The organism is Arcicella sp. LKC2W (assembly GCF_034931005.1).
Classification (GTDB): domain Bacteria; phylum Bacteroidota; class Bacteroidia; order Cytophagales; family Spirosomataceae; genus Arcicella.
On the sequence record NZ_JAYGIN010000021.1, the window covers coordinates 55,666 to 75,386 of the forward strand.

Sequence of the window (19,721 nt, forward strand, 5' to 3'; positions counted from 1 at the left end):
GATTTGGGTTAAATTTGGGCGAAAGTGTTGGTAGCACTTTCGCTTTTTTTTGTTAAAATTTTACTTAATGATATTGAAATCTGAAAATAATCGAATGGCAAACTAACAATTCATCACCACCTGATTTTTACTGACAACCTTCGCCAATAATCGTAATGTCTTGACCATCAATTTGGTAGGTAGCATTTATAGAGCTACAAATAATATCCAAAATCACAGGTAAGCGTTGATTATTAAAATTGCCAAACAAGGTACATTTTCGAATAGTCGCATTGGGAGTTCTGATAGTTACCCCAAATTCCTGCTCCAATTTTGTTAGCACTTTTCCGATAGGAACTTCATCAAAACCAATACTAATTGGTTCCCATAATTGCCGATGCTCGGAATGTTCCAAAGTCAAATCATGCGTTTCTAAGGTATTTTCTTGTTTTTTGATAATGACTTCTTGCTGTGGAGTAATAATAACTTGATTGAAACGGTCGCTATGTTCAGGGTCTTGATATTTTACTTTTACTTTGCCTGTTACCACGGAAACTTCATATTTATCATCTTTTTCAGATGCCAAAACATTGAAACTTGTTCCCAGAACTACTACATTCAACCCCTTGTTTTTTACATGAAAGGGTTGTTCTTTATTCGGTTTTACATCGAAAAAAGCCTCTCCTTCCAGATAAATATCACGTGTAGGAGCATTTGCTAAAATCTTATACGAAATCGTCGTAGCAGGGTTTAACCAAACTTTCGTACCGTCTGGTAGGTCTAATTCATAGATGGCATGAGACGTATTGGTGAAGGTTTGCCAAAGTGGTAAATCTGCTTTAGCCACTTCTCGGAGTGTTGTAAATTGTTTTTGTACAGACTCTCCATTATTTTTTCCAATAAAAATCCAACCTGCTACCAATATGAGGCTCGCCGCCAGCCCCACAAGTGACCAAGTTTTAAATAATGTCATACTCAAACCTTTCGGTTCGTCAAATATCTCGTCAGCAGAAGCAGTGCTTTGCTGGAGTTTGCCCCAAATTTTTTCCTCAACTTCCGAAATATCATCTTCTCCGAGGTCTTGTGTATCATCAAAAGCATTATACCACGCTAATAATTTTTTAAATTCCTCTGGAGTATATTTTTCTTTTAGTGAGTTAAAAATCTCATCGTCACTCTTTAAGTCATTGAGGTTCATATATATTAATATTTTTTATACGGAAAATACCATTTACCCCACATAAACAAGGTCGGTTGGGCAAAGTGTTTCCACTACTTGAATGGTAATTTTTTTAATTATTTTTCAAAAAGGAAGAAAAAAACAGGAAATAAGACATTGGGGCTAATAAATTCTGACATTCTGGTTTTGAGTAACCGTAGAGCTTTAGCGATATGATTTTCGACGGTATTTTCAGAAATACCCAATTGAGAAGCAATTTCTTTTTGAGAAAGTCCATTTCTACTTAATAAAAATACTTCTCTACATTTATCAGGAAGAAAAACTAAATTTTCTTCATACAACTTCATCGCATCTGAATAAAGAATATTTTCTTCTGTATTATTAGAAATTTGAGGTGTAAATGATTGATAATCAACAAATTTTTGTTTTACCGTTTGATGGTCTAATTCATCCAATACACGATATTTTACACTTCGCATCAAATAATTCTGAAGGGTGTCAATCTGTATTTTGTGGCGATTGAGCCACAGATTCAAGAATAAATCGTGAACAATATCTTCGGTGTGTTGTACATTATTTATTCGCCGTTTTGCCAGCGAATGTAGTTTTTGAAAATAACGACGATAAATTTCCTCAAAAGCAGCTTCGTTGTCTTCCCTTAAGAGAACAAGCAACTCATAGTCGGTAGATGCTTTGAATGGTCTGTACATGAGAAATGTTTAAAGAGGACAAGAATATATTTTCTATAATGAATTAAACCATGATTAGATATTATTCTACTCATAATCACTTTCGGGAAGCCCATTCAATATTTTCTATTGATAATTAATTAGCGTGTTTTTTTTCGTTCTTTTATAAAAGAACATTTGAATGAATATTAGAAAATACAATTGCGTAAAATGAATTTCAAATGGATTGAAACTATTATGATTTATGTTTATCTATCTGAATTTCAATGGTTTGTGGTTTTTTGTTATTCGATTAAAAATCGGCAAAAAAATATTTTTTCCAATTGAAAAGCATCAGTATATAAAATTATCCTTTACATTTGTCCAAACTTTAGGGGTGCCTTTAATATTACGGGCTGAGATTATACCCTCAAAACCTGAACAGCGTAGTTGCTGCGTAGGAAAAAGTAAGGCAGACATTTCATAGCGATTCGGTGTATTCCGTTTTCAAAATTTCACTGCTTTTCTTGGTTAAATTTAATGAGTGACAATCAAACAAAATTGAAATTGTTGGGTTGCTTTGTTGAAATTTTATGACTGTTTTGGGTCTAAAAGCATTCGCTTTTTAGGCATAATCCCGTGTATTTTTTTGACCCATTAATTTTACCAATTTTCGCTTTTCCCATCATTAGGTCTTCTCCAAAAGTTCATTTGTAATTAATTTTTAAATCAATTGAACACATGAACATCTTTATTAACGACCAACCAACCGAGTTTGAACCTCCCCCAACAATCGTTGATATTTTAACAAAACTCCAAATTTTTGAAGTTCAAGGCATTGCCGTAGCCATTAATGACGAAGTCATCAGAAAAACCGATTGGCAAGAAATCACTTTAAATCAAAACGACCGCTTAATGCTCATTCGGGCTACACAAGGCGGGTAACACAGGTTTCAACCTGTAATTAATCTACGTAACACAGGTTTCAACCTGTAATTAATCCATGTAACACAGGTTTCCAACCTGTATTCTCTCATGTAACACAGGTTTCCAACCTGTAATTAATCCATGTAACACAGGTTTCTAACCTGTAATTTCTCATGTAGCACAGGTTTTTAACCTGTATTTAACCTCAATTGACAGGTTGGAAACCTGTCGTACTTTCAATGAAAAAAGCTGAAAAAACACCTCAAACAGAGGTTATTAGTAGAGCCCCATTTCCTGCCTCTAAAAAAATATATGTACAAGGGCAATTGCATGATATTCAAGTAGCTATGCGTGAAATTACGCTTTCAGATACTTCAATAAATGGTAAAATTGCCTCAAAAAATGCTCCTGTAACGGTGTATGATACCAGTGGCCCATTTACAGACCCGAACATTGATATTGATGTAAGAAAAGGCTTGCCACGTTTGCGTCAAAACTGGATTTTAGAGCGTGGCGATGTAGAAGAATTGGACTCAATTACTTCAAATTATGGACTTGAAAGATTGTCTAATCCAAGTTTGGATGCTCTTCGTTTTGAACATTTGAAAAAACCATTAAGAGCAAAAGCAGGACAAAATGTTTCGCAGTTGCATTATGCTAAAAAAGGCATTATTACGCCCGAAATGGAATATATCGCCATTCGTGAAAATCAAAGAATTGAGAGATTAAACAATATCGGACACCAACACGCTGGACACAGTTTTGGAGCAAATACGCAAAAAGGCTTAATTACGCCAGAATTTGTGCGTTCGGAAGTAGCCTTAGGACGTGCCGTAATTCCGAATAACGTCAACCATCCAGAAAGCGAACCGATGATTTTGGGACGTAATTTTTTGGTGAAAATTAATGCCAATATCGGAAACTCAGCCGTATCGTCGAACATTGAAGAAGAAGTTGAAAAGACCGTTTGGGCTTGTCGTTGGGGTGCCGATACCATCATGGATTTATCGACGGGTAAAAATATTCACGAAACCCGTGAGTGGATTATCCGTAATTCGCCCGTGCCAATTGGTACTGTTCCAATTTACCAAGCCCTTGAAAAAGTAGGCGGAAAAGCAGAAGATTTGACATGGGAAATTTTCAGAGATACCCTCATCGAACAAGCCGAACAAGGCGTTGATTATTTCACGATTCATGCGGGCGTGTTGTTGCGTTATGTACCAATGACGGCAAAACGGGTAACGGGCATTGTGTCTCGTGGGGGCAGTATTATGGCAAAATGGTGCTTGGCACATCACAAAGAGAACTTTTTGTACACCCATTTTGAGGACATTTGCGAAATCATGAAAGCGTATGACGTAGCGTTTTCGTTAGGCGACGGTTTACGTCCTGGAAGCATTGCCGATGCCAATGATGCTGCCCAATTTGCGGAATTAGAAACGTTGGGAGAACTGACCAAAATTGCTTGGAAACACGATATTCAAACCATTATTGAAGGGCCGGGACACGTGCCGATGCACCTCATTAAGGAAAATATGGATAAGCAATTACAAGAATGTCACGAAGCTCCTTTTTACACACTTGGACCCCTCACAACCGATATTGCTCCCGCTTACGACCACATTACATCAGGCATTGGGGCGGCAATGATTGGCTGGTTTGGCTGTGCGATGCTCTGTTATGTAACGCCAAAAGAACACTTAGGATTACCTAATAAAGAAGATGTAAAAGTTGGGGTGATTACCTATAAAATTGCGGCTCACGCTGCCGACCTTGCCAAAGGACATTACGGTGCTCAAATTCGGGATAATGCTTTGAGTAAAGCACGTTTTGAATTCCGTTGGGAAGACCAATTTAATTTATCCCTCGACCCAGATACCGCTCGTGAATATCACGATGAAACCTTGCCAGCAGAAGGAGCAAAAATTGCCCATTTTTGTTCGATGTGTGGACCCAATTTCTGTTCAATGAAAATTACGCAAGAAGTACGTGATTATGCTGATAATATGGGTGTTGACGAACAGGAAGCCTTAGCCAAAGGCATGGCAGAACGCTCAAAAAACTTCATTGAGGCAGGTTCAGAGGTGTATATTTAAGGATGATGATTATGGCACGCAGATACCGCAGATGCTTCGCAACGCAGATTTTTATTTTCAAAATATTATAAACTATCAACAATTTAGATTTTAAAGATTTCCTACAAATCTTTAAAAAATCTGTGAAAATCTGCGTTGCGTAGCATCTGAGTCATCTGCGTGCCAAAAAGACGAACCATGAAAAAAATAATCATTTCAAATCCGACTGATTTTGAGGGGGAAATTGGCTTGATAGAACAGTTATTAACAGATAATTCTTTGGTTTTCCATCTCCGAAAACCAGAGAAATCATCTGAAGAATTAATGGCATTTTTAAGGCAAATTTCTCCCAAATTTTATCGACAAATTGTGTTGCATTCACACCATGATTTATTGAAAAAATATAACCTCAAAGGCGTTCATTTTACCGAAACAATTAGGCAAAAACTATCTAACGAAACCTTGATTTCAACGGTAAAAACATTGCGAAAAAAAGGATTGACCGTTAGTTTTTCTTTGCATAGTTTGGAAGCCATTGAGCAATTGCCATGCAAAGCTGATTATGTTTTTTTGAGTCCTATTTTTCAAAGTATTTCAAAGGCTGATTATCCATCTGCTTTTTCAGTAGAAACATTAACACATTTCTTTGAAAATCGACAAAGTATTGTGCCTGTTTTAGCGTTGGGAGGAATAAGTAACGACAACATTGGAATAATACAAGCGATTGGTTTTCAAGGATATGCGTTGATGGGTTCGGTTTGGCAGGTAGGACAGATTTCTAATCTGTCAAGTAAGATTTAATTTCCCGAAAGTTCAAATTAAGGTAATAAAGAATATCCAACCTCAATAAACCATGAATAAAAGACCTTTTGCCCTCACCATCGCAGGTTTTGACCCATCGGGCGGGGCGGGACTCTTGGCAGATATTAAAACTTTTGAAGCTAATCAAATATATGGTTTAGGCGTTTGTACGGCTTTGACTGTACAACACGAAAATCGTTTTGATTCGGTGCAATGGGTTGATAATGAGTTGATTATTGAGCAAGCAAAATTACTGTTTGAGAAATATTCAATTCAATATGTTAAAATTGGATTGGTGAAAAGTTTAGAAGATTTATCAAAAATTATCACCGCATTATTGGCTTGGAATCCTGAGGTAATCATCATTTGGGACCCGATTTTAAAAGCCAGTGCGGGTTTTAACTTTCACGATAAAATCAATGTCATTACCTTAAAAACGATTTTAAAACAGATTTATGTACTAACGCCCAATTTACCCGAAGCGAATTTATTAGTAAATGACTCGATAAATACGGAACAGAAAGCCCAGATTTTAGCCGAAAATTGTGCAGTTTTTCTTAAAGGCGGTCATGGTAATTTGGACGAAAGTAAAGACGTATTATTTTATCAAAATCAACGATTTGAGTATTTCGCAAAACGAATTAAACAGGGTGAAAAACATGGTTCTGGTTGCGTACTTTCATCGGCAATTACCGCCAATTTAGCCAAAGGTTTGCCCTTAGAAAAAGCCTGTGAAGAAGCCAAAAAGTATATCACAGCATTTTTAGGCAGCAATAATAGTCTGTTGGGCTATCATCATTTTAATTCAAAAACAATAAAATGAAAATATCAAACTTACATTATATCACTCAAGATTTAACCCATATTTCGCATTGGGAACAAGCCCGTTTAGCTTGCGAAGGCGGAGCAGATTGGGTGCAATTACGAGTAAAAAATCAGGCATTTCCCGACTGGAAAGAAACCGCTTTGCGTACCCAAGAAGTTTGTAAAAACTTTGGAGCAACTTTAATTATCAATGATAATGCCCAAATAGCCTTAGAAATTGAAGCGGATGGCGTGCATTTGGGTAAAACCGATGGCTCACCGATTGAAGCAAGAGCGATGTTAGACGAAAAGTCTATCATTGGAGGTACTGCAAATACTTTTGAAGATATTCAGTTTCTGCACGAAGCAAAGGTAAATTATATCGGTTTAGGTCCTTTTCGCTTTACAAAAACCAAGAAAAATTTGAGTCCAATTTTAGGTTTAGAAGGCTATCAAGCTATTTTAGAACAGTGTAAAATGGCAAATTTATCATTACCAATTATTGGCATTGGAGGCATAACTTTAGACGATGTAGCTATGCTAAAAGCCACTCATTTGCACGGAATCGCCATTTCTTCTTTAATAAATTTAGCAGAAAATCCTGTTTCTGTTACGCAAAATTTGATAGCTGCTTTAAAGTAGGACAGGTTTTCAACCTGTCAGCCAACAAATTTTGAACAGGTTAGAAAACCTGTCCTACCAAATCCTTTTGAACAGGTTGGAAACCTGTCCTACCAAATCCTTTTGAACAGGTTAGAAACCTGTTGTACTCAAATAGACCCTTTTGACAGGTTGGAAACCTGTCGTACTGAAAATGAAAATAGCCAATAAAGAATTTACGTCAAGACTTTTTACGGGTACAGGAAAATTTAGTTCCAATGATTTGATGGAAGAAAGTCTGTTAGCCTCTGGTTCGGAATTAGTGACGATTGCCCTCAAACGGGTAGATTTACAAAATCCAGCCGATGATATTTTAACTCATTTGAACCACCCCCATATCAATTGGTTGCCCAATACTTCGGGCGTGAGAAATGCCAAAGAAGCCGTTTTTGCCGCTCAATTGGCTCGTGAAGCCATGCAAACGAATTGGGTAAAATTAGAAATTCATCCCGACCCAAAATACCTTTTACCCGACCCAATCGAAACCCTAAAAGCGGCAGAAGAATTGGTGAAATTGGGTTTTGTTGTGTTGCCTTACATTCACGCCGACCCTGTTTTGTGCAAACGTTTGGAAGACGTAGGCGTGGCGGCAGTAATGCCTTTGGGTTCGCCAATTGGGAGTAATAAAGGCTTACGAACGATTGATTTTTTAGAGATAATAATCGAACAAAGTAACGTTCCTGTTATTGTGGATGCAGGTATTGGGTCGCCTTCGGATGCCGCCAAAGCAATGGAAATTGGAGCGGATGCCGTGTTGGTAAATACCGCAATTGCCGTAGCACAAAATCCCGTTGCGATGGCAATTGCCTTCAAAATGGCAGTAGAAGCAGGTAGAATGGCTTTTGAAGCCAGATTAGCACCCCTAAATAATCACGCTGTGGCGAGTAGTCCGTTGACGGCATTTTTAAATTTATAACGATGAATTCTTTCCAAACGTTATTTCAGCAACATTCTTGGGACAGCGTCAAACAGAGTATTTTGGCAAAAACTGCCCAAGATGTTCAACACGCTCTGCAAACGTCCAAACGTAATTTGGAGGATTTTAAGGCGTTGATTTCGCCTGCTGCCATGCCATTTTTGGAAATATTGGCACAAAAAAGCCAACAGATTACCCAAAAACGCTTTGGCAAAACGATTCAAATGTACGTGCCTTTGTATTTATCCAATGAATGTCAAAATATTTGTACATATTGTGGCTTTAGTTTTGATAATAAAATCAAGCGAAAAACCCTCAACGACCAAGAAGTTATTGCCGAAGTTGAGGTATTAAAATCAATGGGTTTCGACCATGTTTTATTGGTAACGGGCGAGGCAAATCAGACCGTTGGCGTGCCGTATTTGAAGAAAGTAATTCAATTAATACGTCCGTATTTTTCGCATATTTCGATGGAAGTACAGCCTTTGGACGAAACAGATTATACTGAATTAATTGCCGAAGGATTAAATACCGTGTTAGTTTATCAAGAAACGTATCACGAAGAAGACTATAAATTGCATCATCCGAAGGGTAAAAAATCTAATTTTCAGTATCGGTTAGAAACGCCCGAACGTTTGGGGAAAGCGGAAATTCATAAAATGGGTTTAGGTGTTTTGATAGGTTTGGAAGATTGGCGAACCGACTGTTTTTATACGGCTTTGCACCTCGATTATTTGGAAAAAACATTTTGGAAAACAAAATATTCCATTTCATTTCCTCGATTACGCCCTTTTTCGGGTGGACTCGAACCCAAAGTAGTGATGTCGGATGCCGAGTTGGTACAATTAATTTGTGCTTATCGAATTTTTAATGAAGAAGTGGAGTTATCTATTTCAACGAGAGAGAATGAAATTTTTAGAGATAATGTAATAAATTTAGGGATTACGGCGATGAGTGCAGGCTCAAAAACAAATCCTGGAGGTTATAAAGTTGAGCCACAATCGTTAGAACAATTTGAAATTAGTGACGAAAGAAGTCCTGCTGAAATTGCCAAAATGATTCAGAATCAAGGATATGAACCCGTTTGGAAAGATTGGGATATGGCTTTTTAATAGTAACACAGGTTTTAACCTGTTTGTAACGTGGTGTCAGTTTTGAGAAACTGACACCAGAGCATAATAATTGACAGGTTTGAAACCTGTCCTACTTGAAATGAACACAAACCGTTATAATCGACAAATAATATTACCCGAAATTGGTGTTGAAGGTCAGCAAAAATTAATAGATGCCCGAGTATTAGTGATAGGGGCAGGCGGTTTGGGTTGCCCAATTTTGCAATATTTAGTAGCGGCAGGTGTGGGAAATATTGGCATTGTCGATGCCGACGTAGTATCTATTTCTAATTTACAACGCCAAATTTTATATACCCTTGCCGACGTAGATAAGCAAAAAGTAGTCGTGGCGAAAGCCCATCTTTTAGCTCAAAATCCAGATACAAACATTGAAATTTATCCCGTAATGTTACATTCTTCGAATGTATTGGATATTTTCCAAAACTATGATTTTGTGATAGATGGCTCTGATAATTTTGCTACCCGTTATTTAGTAAATGATGCTTGCGTAATCTTGAAAAAAGCCTTTGTTTCTGGTTCAATTTTCAAATTTGAAGGACAAATTTCGGTATTTAATTACCAAAATGGACCAACTTACCGTTGCCTTTATCCTGAACCGCCCACCGCAGGAAGCGTGCCTAATTGTTCCGAAATTGGCGTAATTGGTACATTAGCAGGCATTATTGGTACGATGCAAGCCGCCGAAGCCATCAAAATTATTACGGGAGCGGGCGAAGTGTTGAGCGGTAAATTATTGTTGTTTGATATGCTCACGATGCGTTCTCAAATTATTAAATTCAAAGCCATTGAAAGCAATAAAGAGATTACAAAACTGATTGATTATCAAGAATTTTGTGGCGATTTTCCAACTGATTCAACACAAAATATTAATGCCGAAACGCTACAAAGTTGGATAGATGAATCACGAGATTTTCAATTAATAGATGTAAGAAATCCGCACGAATTTGAGCGAGATAACATCGGTGGTGATAATATTCCGTTGGATGATTTATTAGAAAGCATCGCTCAATTAGCTTTACAAAACCCCATTGTTTTTTGTTGTCAAACAGGATTACGCAGTGCAAAAGCCCTTGAAATATTGGCAAAAGAAGGCATTGAAGGGAATTTTTATCATTTGGAGGGAGGTATTTAAGCGACGGATTTTAATCCAAAGACATTTTGGAAAAACATTCCGAAAATTTTAAACTTTCGGAATGTTTAATCGGCTTAATGAAACGACCTTATATTAAAATTCGTCGCTATAAAATCGGTCAAGTTTTATTCTGCCAAAGCCATTATTCTTAATTCTTGGGTTGCTAAAATCATATTCTGTAAAGCCTTTTCTGTCTCTGCCCATTTACGAGTTTTTAAACCACAATCTGGATTTACCCATAAATTTCGTGCAGGTATATTGACTAATGCCTTTTCAAGTAATTCTACCATTTCGTTCACTTCTGGCACTCTTGGCGAATGAATATCATAAACGCCCGGTCCAATTTCATTTGGATATTGGAAATTGACAAAAGCTTCTAACAATTCCATTTGCGAACGAGACGTTTCTATTGTTATCACATCGGCATCCATATCGGCAATGTGCTTGATAATATCGTTGAACTCAGAATAACACATGTGCGTATGGATTTGGGTCACATCTTTCACTTTCGAGGCACTCAAACGGAAGGCTTCAGTTGCCCATTGCAAGTAATTTTCCCAATCGGCTTTTCTGAGAGGCAAGCCTTCACGAATAGCAGGTTCATCTATTTGAATAACCTTGATTCCTGCATTTTCTAAATCCAAAACTTCATCACGGATGGCAAGTGCAATTTGGAAAGCCGTCGTTCTACGTGGCTGGTCATCTCTCACAAACGACCATTGCAAAATAGTGATTGGCCCTGTCAACATTCCTTTCATCAATTTATTGGTTTTTGACTGGGCAAATTTTGACCAACGAACCGTCATTGGAGTCGTTCGTTCTACATCACCATAAATAATTGGCGGTTTCACACAACGGCTACCATAACTTTGTACCCAACCATTTTGGGTGAAAACGTAGCCAGAAAGTTGTTCTCCGAAGTATTCAACCATATCATTTCGTTCAAATTCTCCGTGAACCAACACATCTAAGCCAATTTTTTCCTGCCAAATGATTGATTTTTCGATTTCCTTTTCAATAAAATTATCGTACTCAATTTGAGAAATTACGCCTTTTTTCAAATCTGCTCTCAACTTGCGTACTTCGTCAGTTTGCGGAAAAGAACCAATCGTTGTAGTTGGAAATAAAGGTAATTGCAATGCTTTCAATTGTAATTTCTGACGAATAGGGAAAGGATTTTGACGCACCGAATCAGTAGGTGTAATTTCCGCAACTCGTTGTTTTACAAATGGTTTGTGAATCAAAACTGAAGTTTTTCTATGTTCAATAACTCTTTGATTTTCAGCAAATGCTAATGAAATATTTAGGTCATATTTTGAATCTGCAATTTTCCCTAAGGCAACCACTTCTGTTAATTTTTGCTTAGCAAAAGCAAACCAACTTTTAATTTCTGGCGTTAAAACCGTTTCGTTTTTCTCCAAATCTAAGTCGCAAGGAGCGTGCAAAAGAGAACACGAAGGAGCAATCAAAAGTCTATCGGTAGCTAATTGCTCATTTGCCGTTTGAATAAAACTCAAGGCTTTTTTGTAGTCAGTTTTCCAAATATTTCGTCCATCCACAACACCCAACGACAAAGATTTATCTGAATCCACAAAATGTTTCAGGGTTAAAATATCACCTAATTGAGCAGGGCAACGGACTAAATCAATATGTAAACAATTGACAGGCAGGCTGGTAGCCAAATTGATATTGTCGCCAGAACACTCAAAATAGGTTGCCAAGAGAATTTTTAAGGCAGGCACACTTTCTCTGATAGTTTGGTAGGCTTTCTGAAACGCAATAATCTCATTTTCAGTTAAATCTAAGGTCAAGCATGGTTCATCTAACTGTACCCAAATAGCACCTTTGGCAGCTAATTCCTGTAAAATTTCAATATAAATAGGAAGAATTTTATCCAATAAATCAATCCTTTCAAAACCTGCTTCCTTTTCTTTTCCTAATAACAAAAACGTTACTGGCCCAACCAAGACAGGTTTTGTAATAATTCCTAAAGATTTTGCCTCTTCAAAATTCTGAATGGCTTTATTTGAAAATCGCTTAAAGTCTTGATTTTTAGTGAATTCTGGAACGATATAATGATAATTGGTATCAAACCATTTAGTCATTTCCATGGCCTGAATATCCGCCTGTTCGGTTTGCAAACCTCTCGCCATAGCAAAATATACATCAAGTTCAGAATTATGCTGATTGTCAACCAATACTTGATACCTTTCTGGAATTGCCCCTAACATCAACGACGTATCGAGTACATGGTCATAAAAAGAAAAATCATTGGATGGTACTAAATTCAAACCCGCATCCACCTGTGTTTGCCAATTTTGTTGACGAATTTTACTGCCAATGGTACGTAATTCTTCTTCCGAAATTTTGCCTGCCCAAAACTGTTCCAAGCCTTTTTTCAATTCTCGTTGGTTACCTATGCGTGGATAACCCAAATTGTGTGTAATCATGGTCTTTTTGTTTTTTTAAGTGAAAAAAACTCAAGACACCCAAACCGTCATTTAAAGTTGTATGCACACGATTTTTCCAACAACGTTATCCAAACGGACAAACTTGTGGTATCGTTTCAATGAAATAAAAATTGTTCAATGCGTGGCTTACACACTTTTCGTGAGCGTATAATCATTGAGATAGAAGGCAAGTCTCCTGACTGATAACATCTCTCCCGCCCTTCTCATTCTTTCGGAACAATGGGCAACGTGGGGATTGACTTGTTTCAAACTGAAACGGTTAAATACAGTAGCACGACTGTTCGTGATTCGCACACGATTCCTTTTTAATTTTCCCTTTACAGAAAAACCAACTATCCGATTGACGGGTATTTTTGAGATATTGCAAAGGTAAATATAGAAGGTTTTATGATTTTTGAAATTCTTTAAAATGTAAAATATATGGTTATTTTATCTATTATGTTGATTTTTTATTAAAATATTATCTTTAAATTATTGATTAGTTAGATAAATTATCATTTTGGATAAATGAGAAATTTAAAGTCAGGTTTGTTAATATTTTCATCTTCTACTAATAATTGCCCAAGTAGATTTTTGCCTAATTGAGATTTATCGTAACAATTTTTTAACAAGTATTTAATCTTGAAGCAATATGTAAAATCCTAACGGTGTATTTTATAGAAATAGATACCTTTATTAAGTGGGGCGATTGTGGTTGTATTTGGGTAATTAAGTTATACCCATTTTCAGTAGAACAAAAGATTATTACACATAATCGGTTCTTTTCCCTGTATAAATTTAATTCATGCTATTCTTGGCATTTTCTCTAAAATTAAGATGATGATTAAAAAAAGTCTCGTAGTCGTTAGCATCGTGCTGACCCTTATATTGAGTTTCCAGTCGTGCAAGACTGATGAAATAACAGCAGTTCAAACAGGAAGTATTACTGCACTTACTTGTTCAAGTACAACATTTTCGGCTGCTGCTACAAGCGGGGCTTCTTATACTGCTATTGCCAGCGTGCCTTATACTGGTGGCAATGGCGTTGCTTATACCGCAGGAACGCCCGTCGCTTCATCAGGAGTAACGGGGCTTACGGCAACTTTATCAGCGGGGACTTTGGCAACTGGTAGCGGAACTGCCAGTTTTGTGATTACGGGTACACCTGCAACGGCTGGAACTGCCAGTTTTCCTATTGATTTAGGTGGACAAAGCTGTACGTTATCATTGCCCGTAGTAGCTTCAAAAGCTAATATTTCTACCTTAATTTGTACCGTTGCTCCTGCCGTTGGTACCAATGGAACGGCATACACAGGCACCGTAACAATGGCTTATACAGGTGGAAATGGTGGAACTTATGATGTTTCGGTGGCATCTTCAACGGGTGTAGAAGGGCTTACGGCAACTTTAGCGGCAGGAACGTTAGCAAATGGTGCAGGAAATTTAGTTTATACCATTGCAGGAACGCCGACTTCGGCAGGAACGGCTACTTTTAATTTGAGTTTGGGCGGACAAAGTTGTACCGTTACGCTTGCCATTGCGGTAGGTTCTACGGGTACGGCAAGTGCTGCTAAAGATACCGTTGTGATTGCCTATTCAGGAACAAGTGCTGCCATTAATAATCCTTATCAGTCCTCTGGAGTAAGTGTTGCAGTAAGTGGTGCGGACGTTACTGTTACTTCTACCAATACGACCAAAGAAATCGTATATCTACTATCGGGTACTGCCTCAAAAGGTAGTTTCAAAATTTACAGTGAATATAAATATAACATTACTTTAAAAGGCGTGAGTTTGACCAATAGCACTGGCCCAGCCATTAATAGTCAGTCAAAAAAGAAGGGTACAATTAATGTTTTAGCAGGAACAAGCAATACCTTGATTGATGGGGCAACTTATGCTACCAGTAGCGAAGACCAAAAAGGTACTTTTTTCAGCGAAGGACAATTGAGTTTTATGGGAACTGGTACTTTAAATGTAACAGGAAATAGCAAACACGCCATTGTAGCAGATGATTATATTGAAATTAACGATGCCAATATTGTAGTAAAATCTTCTTTAAAAGACGGTATTCACGCAAATGATTATTTCTTGATGAATACAGGAACAGTTACGGTGACTTCTTCAAGTGATGGTATTGTGGCGGAAGAAGGTTACGTAGCCATTAATGGTGGAACCATCAATGTCAATAGTGTTGATGATGGAATAACGGCTCCGTATGAAGGCACAGATGCCACAATTACGCCTTATGTCTTAATAAAAGGAGGAAAAATAACGGTCACAACCACAGGCGATAAAGGTAATGCCATTAAAAGTGAAAGTTACACAACAATTGGAACTGCCGACGCTATAACTTTAACGGTTTCAGGGAAAGGTTCTAAAGGAATAAAAACAGGCGGAGATTTTACGCTGACTTCAGGAACGATAAAAATTACAACCACTGGAGCAGCCTATTATGTAACTGCTGATTTAGATATTGCAGCACCAGCAGGCATTAATTGTGATAAAAATTTGGCTATCAAGGGTGGAAATATAACCGTAAATAGCTCAGGAAGTGGAGCAAAAGGTATTAGTGTTGACGGTACTGCAACGATTAGCGGTGGTACAACAAATATAACTGCATCTGGTGCTAAATACACTTATAGTACAACACTCACGAGTGAAGCAAAAGGTTTTAAAAGTGACGGGGCATTCGTCATGAATAGTGGTGAACTAAATATTGCAGCAACCGATGATGGACTAAAATCAGGAACTTCCATTACAGTGAATGATGGGACTATCAACGTAACAAAGTCGTATGAAGGAATGGAGTCAATTATTATTACCATTGCAGGTGGTGTTACCAATTTAACCGCTTCGAATGATGGAATTAATACTTCTTACGGAACAGTTTCTGGTGGAACGGAATCAAACGATAACAGCCAATTAACAGTAAGTGGTGGTGTTTTGATTGTAACAGGTTCAGATGCGATTGATAGCAATGGGAACTTTACTTTAAAAGGAGGTACAACCATCGTAAATGGGAATGAAAGCGTAGATATTAACGGTAATTTTTTGGTAAACGGAGGTGTATTAATTGCTGGAGGTCCAAATTCGAATATGACTAAATCAATGGGAACGGCTTCTACTCAAGTAAGTATGTTTATTAAATCAAGTGCTTCAATTGCCACATCTTCACTTATTCACATTGAGGATGCTTCAGGCAAAGATTTAGTTACTTTTAAACCAAGAATTGCGACAAGTATTATCCATTTTTCCAATCCAAGTTTAGCAAAAAGTGCTGCTTACAAAATTTACTTCGGTGGAACTTACACTGGTGGAAGTTTTCTCGGAAATTCGTCCGCATGGGGATTATACAATGGCGGAACATATTCTAACACAGGAGCAACGTTAAAGTCCTCTCCTACTACTTCGGGGACGGCTACTGTAAATGCAATTTCTTTCTAAATTTAAGAAGCTGTTTAGGTTAATTTATTCGAGTTAAAAAAAGTAATTTTTAGGCTACAAATCATTCATAAAATTGAAACGTAACGCTGTTATGCTTAAATTTTATGAATGATTTTCACTCAAAAACTTATCATTTTCACGTTCAAAAAATTAACCTAAACAGCTTCTAAGAAAAATTGACTATAAATCAGTAGACGAAATTGTAAAACAAAAAGCGAAGGATGATTTTTCACCCTTCGCTTTTTGTTTTACTCAATTCATATAAAATCCTTATTTAAGAATCATAATTTTCACTTCTCCAATTAAACCCGACGGTAATAAAGGTTCTTGTCCTCTATAAAACGGCATGGTTGTAAAAGTGCTTTTGGTTTTCGCATCAGGTTGAGCATCGCCAATTAAGCGGTTTACCCAAAGATTTGTAACCTTAACTTGTATCGTATTTTCACCTGCTTTTACGGCTTCTGAAATATCCAAATTGAATGGTTTTTTCCAAGCAGTACCTACATTTTTTCCGTTTACAATTACTTCTGCAATGTTTTTTACGTCGCCTAAATCAATGACATATTTCGCTGATTTGTCGAAAGTAGCAACTTTAAATGTATTGTCGTAAGTAGCTGTTCCTGAGAAATATTTGATGTCATTATCTGAACTTTCCGACCATGATGATAATTTGTCGAACGTTACATTTTTATCATTAAAACCAACCTTCCAAGGCGTTGCAATTTGTGCTAAAGTCTTTTCTGTTTTTGTTGGATTCGTGAAACTATTAGCGGTTGTTTTTTCGCTGAAAACAATAAAAAAGGCATCCCAAGATTCAAATTTTAAAGGAATAATAGTTCTGCCATTTTTGATTTGGTATGATACTTTCTCGGTTTTTCCAGTTTGTGCATTCCATAATTCAGGAACTTTGCCTGTTACGTTAAAACTTACTTCCGCATCGGTAGCATCTGCTCCACGATTATTTAACCAATAAATTTCTTGATTAGCAGTTTGACGGTGACGGAACAAGATTATGTTTTTAGCATTCAAAATAATAACGTCTGGTTGTAGAGACGTTGTCTGCAACGTCTGCAAGGCTGTCACATTTGGTTTTGCCCAAATTTCATTCGCAAGTTTTTGAAAATCAGCATCATTATCAGCTAAACTTGGCGATTTTTCTGGTTTTGTACCCACTACTTTTATCCCTGCATCTACCAAAGTTTTGATTTTTTTCAACACGGGTAAAGTCATAAATTTAGCTGATTCATCTAACATCAAAACCTTGTAACTACTTCCGCTGTTGGCAACTAATTTTCCATCTTTCGCTTGAATGACATTTAACAGTGCAGATGAATTGACAAAATCAAACTCAAAACCCGCTGGAATATTGGGCAATTTATCTTTACATACTAAGGTCACATTGGTATTTTCTCCATAATAATAAAGAATATCAGCTACGTTTTTACCTTGTTGAAGCATATAACTACTACGTCCTAAATAACCCATCCAAGCCTTTCCACCTGCTTCTGCCCAAGTTTCCAGACGAGTAAAATATTGTCCGAAAGGTCCAAGTGAGAATCCCGGCTTTCTGTCGTCAAGTGGCTGATGCACAGAGGTATGAATCACAAAACGATTTAGTCCCGAAGCCATTTCCATATCGGCAGTACGTTTTAATTTTTCTGGATGCCAGCTAAACGCATTTTGAATAGAAGTCATAGATTCAGCCGCCACAATGTTTTGTCCGTAGATATTGGCAACCGATGCCGCTTCTCTAATATCGCCTTCACTGCGAGCTTCTTCTTCATTTCCACCTGCTAAACTTCCAGGAGTCCACATGGCAGACATTGGAATATCTGCATTGCGTTTTACGTCCATGCCGTCGGCTAAATAAATACGTCCATTTTCATGTGATTCTGTATAGCGTTTCATACCACGTTTGTGTAATTCTTCGCCAATAACGTCGTAATGATTTTCGGCAATCATTTCGCCTATGGTTTTTCTAAAATCCCATAAGAATTTTTCAGTTTCTTCAAGATTTCTTACCACTCTACCTGTCAATGCTGGAATCCATGAAATAATATCATAACCACGTCTTTGCTTGAATGCTTGCGGAAAATCTTTCGTCCAGTTCATGTGTCCAGCTTCGTAACTATCCAAAATCATGTATTGAAGTCCCTTCGCACCCATCAATCCACCTGTGGCATCTTTGTACATATCCAAATACGTATTGATGTATTTTCTAACGGCTTCTTTGTCTAATTTATCCACTTCCAAACCCGTCGCTTCTGGCGATGCAGGATGATTTTGGCGACCCGTAAGCGAATATCCAAAACGAACAACCATCCAATTCCCCGCAGGAACATCCCATTCAAGGCTTCCATCAACATTCATTTTACCTGTTAAATCTATCACATCTGTCGTCGGAATTGCCTCAACGTCTTTTGCTCCTGCCAATTTTCCATCTTCTTTCCACGCTGAAAAACCCGCTTTGTCTTCGGCTTGGTCGATACGAGATGTATTGAAAAGTACAAATTCCGAAATATTCGTTCCTGAAGGCTTAGGAACACCTGTCATGCCCATCATTGCCATGATAGGGTTTAATTCTCCTTTGAGCGTTTCAAAGCAAATACGCCAATATTTAGCCGTTGTAGTCGGAATTTGTGTCGTGATAAAAGGCAAGGTTGTATTAGAAACCTTAGCAACCGTTCTAAAATTCACACCATCATCACTCACTTTTAAACTACGATTGGTAGGACCGCCATTAAATTCAGACAATTCGCCCGCTTCTCCCATTCCAAGCCCAAACGCTTTGAAAGTTTGAGGTGAATCAAATTCATATTGTACCCACATATCCTGTCCTACTTCCATCGGAGGTAAAAGATAAGTTGTATTGGCATTGTGGTCGAGCATCAATTTGGTGTCAAAATCTCCCCCACTTTTAGACATTTTGGGTTGTAAGTCTAATAAATGTTTTTCGTTGCTCGGTAATTTATAAGCAACAACCAGAGCATCTGCTGAAAAACGAGGTTTTTCTCCAACATAACCACCCATAAGTCCGCCTCCATGTGTTTCAATATCGCCGTATTTCCCGATAACATCAGGTAGTTTAGGCAATTGAATCGTTTGCTTTTTTCCGCCTTCTACTAATGCTTCCGTAAAAACATATTTTTTCATGCCATCTTTAGGCTCAACCCAAGGCCCTCCCGTTACGCTCCACCCTGGTGAGCCAGCAATTGCCATTTCAAGTCCTTTTTTATCTGCCAATTCAGTGGTGAATTTAAACGCATCCTTCCAATCAGGTTGCATAAAAACCAATTTTTTAGGCACAATTACAGGAGTCATCAAGTTGGCATCAAAGTTTTGGAAACCACCAATACCAACTCTTTGCATCCATTCTAAATCTTTTTGGATACCATCTTTGGAAATATTGCCGTTCATCCAATGCCACCAAACACGTGGTTTTGCCGAATTTGGCGGACTTTGGAATTGACTTTTATCTTGTGCATAACTACCAAAACTTGATAGTATGCACAAGACTAAAATTGATTTTTTAGTTTTTTTCATGTTTATTTA

At 37.5% G+C, this 19,721-nt stretch carries 13 protein-coding genes and 2 riboswitches; of the genes, 9 read left to right on the forward strand and 4 right to left on the reverse strand.

All coding sequences use genetic code 11. The annotated features are described in order from the left end of the window. Window positions 1-127 precede the first annotated feature (127 nt). Together VB796_RS17255 and VB796_RS17260 are read right to left on the reverse strand one after the other, a co-directional pair. Complete coding sequence (locus VB796_RS17255) at window positions 128-1,177, reverse strand: FecR family protein (protein ID WP_323347820.1); 1,050 nt, start codon at window positions 1,175-1,177, stop codon at window positions 128-130. A gap of 98 nt (window positions 1,178-1,275) precedes the next feature. Next, window positions 1,276-1,869 carry an RNA polymerase sigma-70 factor gene (locus VB796_RS17260; RefSeq protein WP_323347821.1) on the reverse strand — a complete coding sequence of 198 codons (594 nt, stop codon included), beginning with the start codon at window positions 1,867-1,869 and terminating at the stop codon, window positions 1,276-1,278. 341 nt (window positions 1,870-2,210) lie between these two features. After that, window positions 2,211-2,308, forward strand: a riboswitch (TPP riboswitch). A gap of 260 nt (window positions 2,309-2,568) precedes the next feature. Here VB796_RS17260 and thiS point away from each other — a divergent pair. The 8 genes from thiS to moeB all read left to right on the forward strand — a co-directional run bounded on the left by thiS (window position 2,569) and on the right by moeB (window position 10,275). Continuing rightward, window positions 2,569-2,772, forward strand: coding sequence for a sulfur carrier protein ThiS (thiS, locus tag VB796_RS17265; RefSeq protein ID WP_323347822.1), 204 nt, complete (start codon window positions 2,569-2,571; stop codon window positions 2,770-2,772). 221 nt (window positions 2,773-2,993) lie between these two features. Further along, on the forward strand, window positions 2,994-4,850 hold the full coding sequence (thiC, locus tag VB796_RS17270) for a phosphomethylpyrimidine synthase ThiC (RefSeq protein WP_323347823.1): 1,857 nt from the start codon (window positions 2,994-2,996) through the stop codon (window positions 4,848-4,850). A 177-nt stretch (window positions 4,851-5,027) separates the two neighbouring features. Then, window positions 5,028-5,630: a thiamine phosphate synthase gene (locus VB796_RS17275; RefSeq protein WP_323347824.1), complete on the forward strand. Its 603-nt coding sequence runs from the start codon at window positions 5,028-5,030 to the stop codon at window positions 5,628-5,630. A gap of 52 nt (window positions 5,631-5,682) precedes the next feature. Then, window positions 5,683-6,453: a hydroxymethylpyrimidine/phosphomethylpyrimidine kinase gene (locus VB796_RS17280; RefSeq protein ID WP_323347825.1), complete on the forward strand. Its 771-nt coding sequence runs from the start codon at window positions 5,683-5,685 to the stop codon at window positions 6,451-6,453. Continuing rightward, window positions 6,450-7,076, forward strand: coding sequence for a thiamine phosphate synthase (locus VB796_RS17285; protein ID WP_323347826.1), 627 nt, complete (start codon window positions 6,450-6,452; stop codon window positions 7,074-7,076). Before VB796_RS17280 ends, VB796_RS17285 begins: the two co-directional genes overlap by 4 nt. 172 nt (window positions 7,077-7,248) lie before the next feature. Continuing rightward, window positions 7,249-8,010, forward strand: a complete 762-nt coding sequence (locus VB796_RS17290) for a thiazole synthase (RefSeq protein WP_323347827.1) — start codon at window positions 7,249-7,251, stop codon at window positions 8,008-8,010. 2 nt (window positions 8,011-8,012) lie between these two features. Continuing rightward, a complete protein-coding gene (gene thiH, locus VB796_RS17295; protein WP_323347828.1) occupies window positions 8,013-9,122 on the forward strand; it encodes a 2-iminoacetate synthase ThiH in 1,110 nt (369 codons plus the stop codon). Window positions 9,123-9,222: 100 nt separating this feature from the next. Further along, window positions 9,223-10,275 (forward strand): molybdopterin-synthase adenylyltransferase MoeB, encoded by a 1,053-nt coding sequence (moeB, locus tag VB796_RS17300; RefSeq protein ID WP_323347829.1) that lies wholly within the window; start codon window positions 9,223-9,225, stop codon window positions 10,273-10,275. Between the two features lie 125 nt (window positions 10,276-10,400). Here the strand turns inward: moeB and metE are convergent, their stop codons facing one another. After that, window positions 10,401-12,725, reverse strand: coding sequence for a 5-methyltetrahydropteroyltriglutamate--homocysteine S-methyltransferase (gene metE, locus VB796_RS17305; protein WP_323347830.1), 2,325 nt, complete (start codon window positions 12,723-12,725; stop codon window positions 10,401-10,403). 168 nt (window positions 12,726-12,893) lie between these two features. Next, window positions 12,894-13,094, reverse strand: a riboswitch (cobalamin riboswitch). Window positions 13,095-13,562: 468 nt separating this feature from the next. Between metE and VB796_RS17310 the strand changes: the two genes are divergently transcribed. After that, entirely contained in the window at window positions 13,563-16,169 is a 2,607-nt protein-coding gene (locus VB796_RS17310) for a carbohydrate-binding domain-containing protein (RefSeq protein WP_323347831.1), read from the forward strand. A gap of 270 nt (window positions 16,170-16,439) precedes the next feature. On the opposite strand, the gene VB796_RS17315 is transcribed toward VB796_RS17310, so the two are convergent. Next, window positions 16,440-19,712 carry a glycosyl hydrolase gene (locus tag VB796_RS17315; RefSeq protein ID WP_323347832.1) on the reverse strand — a complete coding sequence of 1,091 codons (3,273 nt, stop codon included), beginning with the start codon at window positions 19,710-19,712 and terminating at the stop codon, window positions 16,440-16,442. Between the last annotated feature and the right edge of the window lie 9 nt (window positions 19,713-19,721).